The organism is Pseudoalteromonas sp. Z9A6, from assembly GCF_011378805.1.
GTDB classification, from domain to species: Bacteria; Pseudomonadota; Gammaproteobacteria; order Enterobacterales; family Alteromonadaceae; genus Pseudoalteromonas; species Pseudoalteromonas distincta.
Genome location: NZ_WTKZ01000015.1, coordinates 68,091 through 78,772 on the forward strand (window position 1 = coordinate 68,091; position 10,682 = coordinate 78,772).

Annotated in this window: 9 protein-coding genes; 3 read left to right on the forward strand and 6 right to left on the reverse strand. The window is 41.1% G+C overall.

Features of this window, described 5'->3' with window-relative positions; genetic code table 11:
* Positions 1 to 18: 18 nt before the first annotated feature.
* The 5 genes from leuD to fabR form a co-directional block, all read right to left on the reverse strand.
* Positions 19 to 618 (reverse strand): 3-isopropylmalate dehydratase small subunit, encoded by a 600-nt coding sequence (leuD, locus tag GQR53_RS08300; protein WP_149613416.1) that lies wholly within the window; start codon positions 616 to 618, stop codon positions 19 to 21.
* The gene (gene leuC, locus GQR53_RS08305; RefSeq protein WP_165743544.1) at positions 618 to 2,018 is read right to left on the reverse strand and encodes a 3-isopropylmalate dehydratase large subunit; all 1,401 of its coding nucleotides are present in this window, start codon (positions 2,016 to 2,018) and stop codon (positions 618 to 620) included. The genes leuD and leuC overlap by 1 nt, the downstream gene beginning before the upstream one ends.
* Before the next feature lie 60 nt (positions 2,019 to 2,078).
* Complete coding sequence (leuB, locus tag GQR53_RS08310) at positions 2,079 to 3,155, reverse strand: 3-isopropylmalate dehydrogenase (RefSeq protein ID WP_149594425.1); 1,077 nt, start codon at positions 3,153 to 3,155, stop codon at positions 2,079 to 2,081.
* The gene (gene leuA, locus GQR53_RS08315) at positions 3,152 to 4,705 is read right to left on the reverse strand and encodes a 2-isopropylmalate synthase (protein ID WP_002961090.1); all 1,554 of its coding nucleotides are present in this window, start codon (positions 4,703 to 4,705) and stop codon (positions 3,152 to 3,154) included. The genes leuB and leuA overlap by 4 nt, the downstream gene beginning before the upstream one ends.
* Positions 4,706 to 5,110: 405 nt before the next feature.
* Positions 5,111 to 5,734 (reverse strand): HTH-type transcriptional repressor FabR, encoded by a 624-nt coding sequence (gene fabR / locus GQR53_RS08320; RefSeq protein WP_002961087.1) that lies wholly within the window; start codon positions 5,732 to 5,734, stop codon positions 5,111 to 5,113.
* A gap of 126 nt (positions 5,735 to 5,860) precedes the next feature.
* On the opposite strand from fabR, the gene GQR53_RS08325 reads away from it, so the two are divergent.
* A complete protein-coding gene (locus GQR53_RS08325; RefSeq protein WP_008138662.1) occupies positions 5,861 to 6,994 on the forward strand; it encodes a fatty acid desaturase in 1,134 nt (377 codons plus the stop codon).
* 13 nt (positions 6,995 to 7,007) lie between these two features.
* Positions 7,008 to 8,438, forward strand: coding sequence for a Si-specific NAD(P)(+) transhydrogenase (gene sthA, locus GQR53_RS08330; protein WP_024604169.1), 1,431 nt, complete (start codon positions 7,008 to 7,010; stop codon positions 8,436 to 8,438).
* 107 nt (positions 8,439 to 8,545) lie between these two features.
* Here the strand turns inward: sthA and hemE are convergent, their stop codons facing one another.
* Positions 8,546 to 9,610: a uroporphyrinogen decarboxylase gene (gene hemE, locus GQR53_RS08335; protein WP_002961084.1), complete on the reverse strand. Its 1,065-nt coding sequence runs from the start codon at positions 9,608 to 9,610 to the stop codon at positions 8,546 to 8,548.
* Between the two features lie 530 nt (positions 9,611 to 10,140).
* Between hemE and rsd the strand changes: the two genes are divergently transcribed.
* Positions 10,141 to 10,611 carry a sigma D regulator gene (gene rsd, locus GQR53_RS08340; RefSeq protein WP_138489928.1) on the forward strand — a complete coding sequence of 157 codons (471 nt, stop codon included), beginning with the start codon at positions 10,141 to 10,143 and terminating at the stop codon, positions 10,609 to 10,611.
* Positions 10,612 to 10,682 lie beyond the last annotated feature (71 nt).

Below are 10,682 nucleotides of genomic sequence, written 5' to 3' on the forward strand. Positions count from 1 at the left end.
ATACACACGGTTAAGTAATTACTGCCAAGAACGCTCAGCTGCTAGTTGTTTTTCAAACGCATCAATCTGTGGGTTTAGTGTTTCGGTTACACCAATAAAATCTAAGCCACTTAATAGGCGCTCTTTTACGTCTTTACGAATATCAAAACTAATTGGCGCAAACTTACTGCTTGTTAATGTTTGATTTTCAAGGTCGATTTCAATGTTAATATCGTCGTGCTGCTCGCTAAGTACAAACAATTGCTCAAGCGTGTCGGCAGGTAACGCAATGGCTAACATTTGGTTATTACCACAGTTATTAAAGAAAATATCAGCAAAGCTTTCAGCTAAAATAACTTCAAAACCATATTGTTTAAGCGCCCAAGGAGCATGCTCACGAGATGAGCCACAACCAAAGTTGTCGCGCGTTAATAATATTTGCGCGCCTTGATAGCATGGGCGATTTAAAATAAAGTCAGGGTTTGGCTCACCGTTATCTAGGTAACGCCAATCATAAAACAAGGCAGCATCAAAACCTTCGCGGCTAGTTGATGTTAAAAACTGCTTAGGAATAATTTGGTCAGTATCTACATTGTTTTTATCAAGTGGAGCCATTAAGCCACTAAAAAATACGCTCATTATGCTTCTCCTCTAATATCAACAAAGTGACCATGTATTGCAGCGGCTGCCGCCATTGCAGGACTAACTAAATGGGTACGCCCGCCACGACCTTGGCGACCTTCAAAATTACGATTAGACGTAGATGCACAGCGTTTGCCCGCTTCTAAGCGGTCGTCGTTCATTGCTAAGCACATTGAACAGCCTGGCTCGCGCCATTCAAAACCTGCCGCTTTAAAAATATCGGCTAAGCCTTCGTCTTCAGCTTGTTTTTTAACTAAGCCAGAGCCCGGTACAATTAACGCCTCTATGCCGGCTACAACTTGCTTGCCTTCAACAATTTTTGCAGCTGCGCGTAAGTCTTCAATACGGCTATTAGTACATGAGCCAATAAATACCGTGTCTACTTTTGCGCTTGATAATTTATCGCCCGCTTTTAAGCCCATGTATTTAAGTGCGCTGCGAATGGCATCGGCTTTAATTAAATCTGGCTCTTTATCTGGATCGGGTATGTACTCATCAACGCCAATTACTTGCTCTGGGCTTGTGCCCCAGGTAATTTGTGGCTGAATGTCGTCAGCATTTAGCTCAACAACTAAATCAAAGTGTGCGCCTTCGTCTGTTTTTAAGGTTTCCCAATATTCAACGGCTGCATCAAAATCTGCGCCTTTAGGTGCAAACGGACGACCTTTTAAATAATCATAAGTAATTTGGTCAGATGCAATTAAACCCGCTTTTGCACCCATTTCTATGCTCATATTACATAGCGTCATACGGGCTTCCATTGAAAGCGCTTCAATGCCTGCACCACAAAACTCTGCTACATAGCCTGTGCCACCAGCAGTACCTAACTTGCCAATTACCGCCATAATTAAATCTTTAGCCGTAACTGTTGGACGCAATACACCGTTAATTTGAATTTTTAACGATTTCGCCTTTTTTTGCTGTAGCGTTTGCGTTGCTAATACGTGCTCAACCTCAGACGTACCAATACCATGCGCTAATGCGCCAAACGCACCATGCGTAGAAGTATGGCTATCGCCACATACAATGGTTGTGCCTGGCAAAGTAATACCTTGCTCTGGGCCCATTACGTGCACAATGCCTTGGTTAATTGAGTTTAAATCGTAAAGTACAATACCAAACTCTTTACAGTTTTTATCAAGCGCCATTAATTGATTTTTAGATACTTCGCTTGCGGCATCAAGTGATCGGCTCTTAGTCGATACGTTATGATCCATCGTTGCAAAGGTTTTTTCTGGGCAACGTACAGTACGGTTTTTTTCACGTAGACCTGCAAAAGCCTGCGGAGAAGTAACTTCATGCACTAAATGGCGGTCAATATAAAGTAAGTCGGTTTGCTCATTTATGCTGGCAACGGTATGTGCTTGCCAAATTTTGTCGTATAACGTTTGGGCCACTTGCTAATTCCCTAATCTGTTTGAGTTGCAGCATAACGGTGCTGCAACTTTAATATGTTATTAAATGCGTGAAACGATAGCGGCTGCCACATCGCTTGTGCTGTAACCGGCATTTGGATATATATCTGGCGTGCCTACACCTGCTTCTACAGCTTCTGCTACTGCTTTTTCAATGGTGCGCGCAGCTTCGTCTTGCCCTAGCGAGTAACGTAACATTAATGCGGCACTTAAAATTTGTGCTATTGGGTTTGCAACGCCTTTACCTGCAATATCTGGTGCTGAACCGCCTGCTGGCTCGTACAATCCAAAACCCGATTGATTCAAGCTTGCCGAAGGTAATAAACCCATAGAGCCTGTGATCATGGCGCACTCATCTGACAAAATATCGCCAAATAAGTTATCGCAAAGTAGTACGTCAAATTGGCTAGGCTGTTTAACTAACTGCATAGCGGCGTTATCTACGTAAATGTAATCTAGGCTTACTTCTGGGTAGTCTTTGCTTACTTCGGTGACTACTTCGCGCCATAGTACGCTTGATGCAAGTACGTTTGCTTTATCAACAGAGGTAACATGGTTACTACGTAATTTTGCAGCTTCAAAAGCAAAACGAGCAATACGTTCAATTTCTTTACGCGAGTATGTTTGCGTATCAAAAGCAGCTTCTTCAGCGCCTTCGCCGCTACGGCCTTTTTCGCCAAAATAAATGCCGCCGGTTAGCTCGCGCACACATAAAATATCAAAACCTTTTTCGCTAATATCAGCGCGAAGTGGTGACGCTGCACTTAATGCAGGTAATAACTGTGCAGGGCGCAGGTTACAAAACAAACCAAAGTGCTTACGAAGCGGCAATAACGATGCGCGCTCAGGCTGCTCGTTTGGTGGTAGGTTTTCCCATTTAGGGCCACCAACTGAGCCAAATAAAATAGCATCGGCGTTTTCACACGCGCTTAGCGTTTTTGGTGGTAATGCTTCACCAAATTCGTCAATAGCTGCGCCACCAATAGCATGATGCTGACGGTTCAGGGTAAAACCAAACTTATTGCTTACAGCATCAAGCACTTGCTCTGCTGCTGCCATCACTTCTGGACCAATACCGTCGCCAGCTAATACGGCAACGCTGTAGTTTGTTTTACTCATCCTGCTTTCCTTTGTTGTTTTAAATCAGACACTTTTTGTGCACGATAAATTAAGTTATAAACACGGATCATGGCGCGTACCGACGCTTCAACCACATCCGCTGCAATGCCCGCACCGTGGTAAGGTCGGCCATCGTATTTAGCTATAATATTTACTTGGCCTAATGAGCTTGCACCTTGGCCTGTCGCTTCTAAGTTATATTCAATCATTTCAACGCTCATACCGGTTAAGCGCTCAATGGCTGCAAACGAAGCTTCAACTGGGCCATTACCTGTCGCGGCTTCTTGTTTAGCTTCGCCATCAATTCGCATTCCAATCGTAGAGCTTGCTACCGATTGTGAGTTAGAAGCTGAGTTAACAAATTCTAATTGGTATTTTTCGTCTTTGTCGTTAATTTGATTAAAGTAAATCATCGCCTCAAGGTCGTAATCGTATACTGTGCCTTTTTGGTCAGCCAACTCAATAAAGCTTTTATATAAGCCATCCATATCGTAATCAGATTTTTGATAGCCTAACTCTTCTAAGCGATGTTCAATAACATGGCGACCCGAACGCGAAGTCATATTTAATTGGTTACTTGGCACACCAACGCTTTCTGGCGACATAATCTCATAAGTATTTTGCGCTTTTAATACACCGTCTTGGTGAATGCCAGAACTATGCGCAAATGCGTTTTCGCCAACAATCGCTTTATTTGGTTGTACTGGCATATTACAAATTTTAGCCACTTGGCGAGATGCGCGGTAAATCTCTTCACTTTTAATATCTGTGTATACTTTTAAATGGTCTTTGCGCATTTTCATGATCATCGCCACTTCTTCAAGCGAGCAGTTACCAGCCCGCTCACCAATACCATTGATAGTACACTCAATTTGGCGTGCACCGGCTTGCACTGCAGCCACCGAGTTTGCTACTGCTAAACCTAAATCGTTGTGGCAATGCACACTTAAACGCGCTTTATCAATATTTGGCACGTTATTCATTAAATGGCGGATCATTGCGGCGTACTCATCTGGCGTTACAAAACCAACGGTATCTGGCAAGTTAATAGTTGAAGCTCCGGCGTTAATTGCCTGCTCAACAATTTTACATAAATCCCAATGCGGGGTACGACCGGCATCTTCACACGAAAATTCAACATCATCAGTATAGTTACGTGCTAATTTAATTGATTTAACAGCCATTGCCGTTGCATCGTCTAGGCTCATACGTAATTTATGTTCAAGGTGCAAAGGGCTTGTAGCAATAAAAGTATGAATACGGCTTTGCTGAGCTGTGCGAAGTGCTTCGCCACAGGCTTCAATGTCTTTGGCAACAGAGCGTGCTAAACCACAAATAATCGGACCTTTTACCTCGGTTGCAATACGTTGCACCGAGCGAAAATCAGCAGGGCTCGAAACCGGAAAACCCACTTCCATCACATCCACATTCAAGCGGCTAATTGTATGCGCTAATTGAATTTTATCATCTTCAGTAAGGCTTGCTTTAAGTGCCTGCTCACCATCACGTAAGGTGGTATCAAAAATCCATACTTTATCTTGCTCTTGCATAACTGCCCCTCATTCCTATGTTACCCAAATTTCAATTAATCCCAGCCGCGAGATAAAAAAAACCCCGCAATTGCGGGGTTTTTAGTGTTCAACTCGATGCAAACACACTAATCCCCGCTCACTGACCATAGCAGTAAGAGGTTAAGTTTTAGTGTAATTAAACGAATAATATGCATCTTGTTTTCTTGTGTGTGTGTTCAGTGAAGCCTATTTTTAACATTACAAAGCGACGGAAGCAAGCATAAAAATTCCACAAAACAGATTTAAAAACGATTCAATTAGGTTTTTTAATTCAACCAAGGCATCTATTAAGAATTAAAATAACAAATACATGACTAGTGACGCTTAAATTAATAAGCACTGCAATATACCGTGCTTATATTAACTTTTTACAATTTTTTTAAGCTATGCTTCTTTACTCGTTTCTCTTACGTAATGCCCGGCTCCACGAGTAATATAACGCAGCTGCCAAATAACGCGCTCAATCAATTCGTCGCGTTGCAACCCTTCTATATCGAGCGCTTCTGCACCCGCATTAAATACGAGCGTTACCATAGATTCCGCCTGAATATAGGCATGCATAGCATTACATTTAGTTTCACTTTCTAAATAATGAGCCAGCTCTAAAATAAAATGTTTTACCTCGCGCGCTACTGCGGCTCTAAATGCTTTAGAAGTCCCGGAGCGTTCTCGCAGCAACAACCTAAATTGGTTACTTGAGTTATCAATAAACTCCATAAAAGTAACCACTGAGGTATTTATAACACTGCCGCCATCGTTTGCTATTCGTCTGCGTGCTTGACGCATTAGTTGACGAAGGGTTAAGCCTGCTTCGTCAACCATGGTTAAACCTAGCTCATCCATGTCTTTAAAATGACGATAAAAAGACGTTGGGGCAATACCGGCTTCTCGTGCTACTTCGCGTAAACTTAAATTCGAAAAACTATGATCAGCACTCAGCTGATTAAATGCCGCTTGAATTAACGCCTGTCGTGTTTTTTGTTTCTGTTGCGCTCTAACACCCGACATCAACAGCTCCCTGAATTATTTTATATGAATATTTAGTGATATTAGCTCAATTGTACAGTCTAATACTTGACGATGAGAGTTTGAAATACTATTTTAGCTTACAGTTGTACGCTGAGATTGAGAATTATGAATAAACCACCGATTATTTGGACAAACGTCCTATTTTTTAGCCTAACCTTTTTGGCGGCTGCCACACTTGTACCTTGGTACGCCATTAGCTACGGATTTACCAGCGCGCATTGGATTGCTTTTGTAGGCTGCATGTTTTATGCAGGCTTATCAATTACTGCCGGCTACCACCGATTATGGGCACATAAAACCTATAACGCACACCCTGCAGTTGAATTTATTTTTGCGCTTGGCGGTGCTTTTGCACTGCAAAACAGTGCTTTGCATTGGAGTAGCGATCACCGTATACATCACGGTCAAGTTGACGACCCAATAAAAGACCCTTACGCGGCTACCAATGGTTTTTGGTATAGCCATATCGGCTGGATGTTACGTGACTACCAAGGCGATAGCTACGGTGATTATAGTAATTGTCGTGATTTACAGCGCAATAAAATAGTTATGTGGCAACACAAACATTACTTAAAGCTTGTGATTGCTATGAACGTAGGCTTGCCTCTAGCACTTGGTTTATTGGTTGGTGATGTGTGGGGTATGTTAATTCTTGCAGGTTTACTACGCTTAGTACTGAGTCAACACTTTACCTTTTTTATAAACTCAGTTGCACATATTTGGGGCTCTCGCCCATACACCGAAAAAAATACGGCACGTGATAACGGCTTTCTAGCGTTATTTACATACGGTGAGGGGTATCACAACTTCCACCATATTTTTGCAAGCGACTACCGTAACGGTATTAAATGGTTTCATTACGATCCAACAAAATGGATGATCCGCTCTTTAGCAGCTGTTGGTTTAGCTAATAAATTGAAGCGTACACCTGTTGAACGTATCGAAAAAGCAAAGGCCGAAACGCTCATGAGTAAAACGCAAACGCGTCTTGCAAAATTGCCTTTAGCACAAGATAAGATTACATTATTACAACAAGAGTACGATTTACTGCTGAAAAAACTGCAAAATTATTGTTCACTACAAAAACAAGTGTTAGAAGTTAAAAAAAATAACATGGCAAAGCAGTGTGAACGCTCAGCATTAATGGCACAATACCATGAGTTGGAAGCCGCCTGGGAAAATCAAAAACAGGCATGGCTAGCACTTAATGCGAGGTTATTAAAAGCCTCTTTTAATTAATTTAGGAGTGGCTGTGGCCAAACAACCAGAACAAAAAAAAGTACCCGTGACATACCAATATGATGCAATAATTATTGGCACGGGACCTGGCGGTGAAGGTACCGCCATGAACCTTTCAAAAAACGATAAAAAAGTAGCGGTTATTGAACGCCAAGAATCAGTTGGTGGCGGTTGTGTACATTGGGGAACAATTCCTTCAAAAGCGCTTCGCCACTCTGTTAGCCGCTATATTGAATACAAAGCAAATCCGTTATTCAATGTTGGTGAGCGCCCTAGCCGCTTAACATTTCCTGATATTTTACGTCACGCAAGTTCTGTTATTTCTAAGCAATCTAATTTACGTAGTAGCTTTTACGATCGTAACCGCATTCATATGTTTCAAGGTGATGCGAGCTTTGTAGATAAGCACACAATTGAAGTAAAAAGAAATGATGGTTCAACTGAGCGACTGACTGCTAAAACGATCGTTATATCAACGGGTTCACGCCCTTATCGTCCACCAGAGGTAGATTTTACGCATTCTCGTATTTACGAAAGTGACACAATACTTGGCCTTGAGCATGACCCTCATCGTGTACTGATTTATGGTGCAGGTGTAATTGGTTGTGAGTACGCGTCAATATTTAAAGGTTTAGGCGCTAAAGTTGATTTAGTTAATACACGCGACCGACTACTTGCTTTTATGGATGCTGAAATATCTGACGCACTTAGCTATCACTTTTGGAACAGCGGTATTGTTATTCGTCATAACGAAGAGTTTGACCGAATCGAGACGCGTGACGACTGCGTTATAATGCATTTAAAATCAGGTAAACGCGTAAAAGCTGACTGTATTTTATTTGCTAATGGTCGTACTGGTAACACTGATACACTAAATCTTGAAGCCATTGGCTTAAAAGCCGATAGCCGTGGCCAATTAAAAGTTAACGAAACATACCAAACAGAAATTGATAACGTTTACGCTGTAGGTGATGTAATAGGCTATCCAAGCCTTGCAAGTGCTGCGTTTGACCAAGGTCGTATAGCTGCTGATGCAATTGCATGTGGTAACTGCGATGACAGGCTGATTGTTGATATTCCGGCCGGTATTTATACCATCCCAGAAATGAGCTCAGTAGGTAAAACCGAGCAAGAGCTTACAGCTGCTAAAGTACCGTATGAAGTTGGCCGTGCTCAGTTTAAGCATTTGGCTCGCGCGCAAATTGCTGGTACTGAAGTAGGTAGTTTAAAAATATTATTCCACACCGAAACCAAAGAAGTACTTGGCGTACATTGTTTTGGCGAACGTGCCTCTGAAATTGTTCACATTGGCCAAGCTATTATGGAACAAAAAAATGGTGGCAATAATATCGACTACTTTGTAAATACCACATTTAACTACCCAACCATGGCTGAAGCCTACCGTGTTGCGGCATTAAATGGCTTAAATCGCTTATTTAAATAACCGCTTAAATAAGTAGTTTTAAAAGCCTTTATAAATAGGTAACAAAAAACCCGCAACTTAGCGGGTTTTTTACTTTTAAACAGTTTTAAAGCTTGTTTAAGTGACTATTACTTATGGTACTTAGCACTTAGCTCATGTACTGCATTAATGAATACGCCAGCATTTTCAGGGTCTACATCTGGTGTAATACCGTGGCCTAAGTTAAACACGTGGCCATTGCCTGTACCAAAGTCTTCTAAAATAGTGCCTACTTCTTGGCGAATACGCTCTGGTGTACCGTGTAACATAGATGGGTCCATATTACCTTGTAGAGCTACTTTATCACCCACGCGGCGCTTAGCGTCGCTGATATTAATAGTCCAATCAAGACCGATTGCATCACAGCCTGTTGCTGCAATAGCTTCAATCCATTGACCACCATTTTTAGTGAACAAAGTAACCGGTACTTTACGACCATCGTATTCACGAATTAAGCCATCTACAATTTTATGCATGTATTGTAGTGAAAATTCGTTGTAATCGCGCGGGCTTAATACACCGCCCCATGAGTCAAATACCATTAGCGATTGCGCGCCAGCTTTAATTTGAGCATTTAAGTAATCAATAACTGAATCAGCTAACTTATCGAGTAATAAATGAAGTGTTTGCGGCTCTGCAAACGCCATTTTTTTGATTTTACCAAATACTTTGCTGCTACCGCCTTCAACCATATAAGTTGCTAGCGTCCAAGGTGAACCAGAAAAACCAATAAGCGGTACTTCGCCTTTAAGCTCACGACGGATAGTGCTTACTGCGTTCATTACGTAGCCAAGCTCGTCTGTAGGGTCTAACTTTGGAATTTTTTTAACATCAGCAAGAGATGAAATAGGACGTTCGAACTTAGGGCCTTCGCCAGTTTCAAAGTAAAGACCTAAACCCATCGCATCTGGAATCGTTAAAATATCACTAAATAATATAGCGGCATCTAACGGGTAGCGACGTAATGGCTGCAGTGTAACTTCACATGCAAGCTCAGCATTACGGCACAGGCTCATAAAATCGCCCGCTTGTGCACGTGTAGCGCGATACTCTGGTAAATAGCGTCCTGCTTGGCGCATCATCCATACCGGAGTTACATCAACAGGTTGTTTTGCAAGTGCACGTAAATAACGGTCGTTTTTTAATTCGCTCATGGCGTAAATGATCCTAAGACTTGTATAAATTGTGCAAGATTGTACCACCATATTCTTCGACCCTCTATTGCTTAGGGACGAAAACAGCTTTACCTAGAGGTAGATCAATAGAATGGAGTTTTTTAATCCCTTTTGACTATAAAACAAACAAAAATAAATAACATTTAAAACTTTTCATTAATACGTTTGCAACATTACAAAAACCTTGTTATTGTTTGTCCCGCGTTAACAAAAACAATAATAAAAATCTTAAAACAATAAAAATAAATGTTTTAAAATAATAACAATAAAAATCATCTCATAAAAATAAGAAAGCTTGTTATAACAAGTCACTGAAAGAAATTAGACCACCGTAACTGGTGGTTTTTTCTTGCCTAAAATAAAATCTCTCGCCTTAGATTATATAAAAAGGTACACCCCTCAAAGTAGCTCAACTTTACTTGTTGATATACGCGCAAATTAAATATATCTTGATGTACATAAACTTATTATATTCTAATTGAAAGACCAACCCAGCTAGGAGAACAGTTATGCTGACGCGTGTAGAAAAAGCTCAACAAAAATGGGGTGGTAGCCACACAGTAATTGATAAATGGCTAAACGAACGCCAAGAACTTATTGTACTTTACTGCAAAATTGCAGGCTTTACGCCGTACGAGAAGCAAGATCAAGCATTGCCAGAGCCAAAACTAATTGAATCATTTTGCCAGCTTTTAATGGATTACCTATCTGCAGGCCATTTTGAAGTATATGACGATATAGCAAAAGCATGCGAAAAAAAGGGCTTACAAAGCCAAGAGCTTGCAAACTCTATTTACCCGCGTATTTCTAGCACAACCGATGTGGCGTTAGATTTTAATGATAAGTACGCAGAAGTAGACAAAGAAGACTTATTAAAAGACTTTGATAATGACTTATCTGTTATTGGTGAGGCATTAGAAGCACGTTTTGCACTTGAAGATGAGCTTATTGATAACTTGTTTTCTAATCACACGAATTAATACGTTACTTACACGTATTAAAAAAGGTAGTGTTTAGAAATCTGTGTCATTTCAGTATTATTAAGAAAACA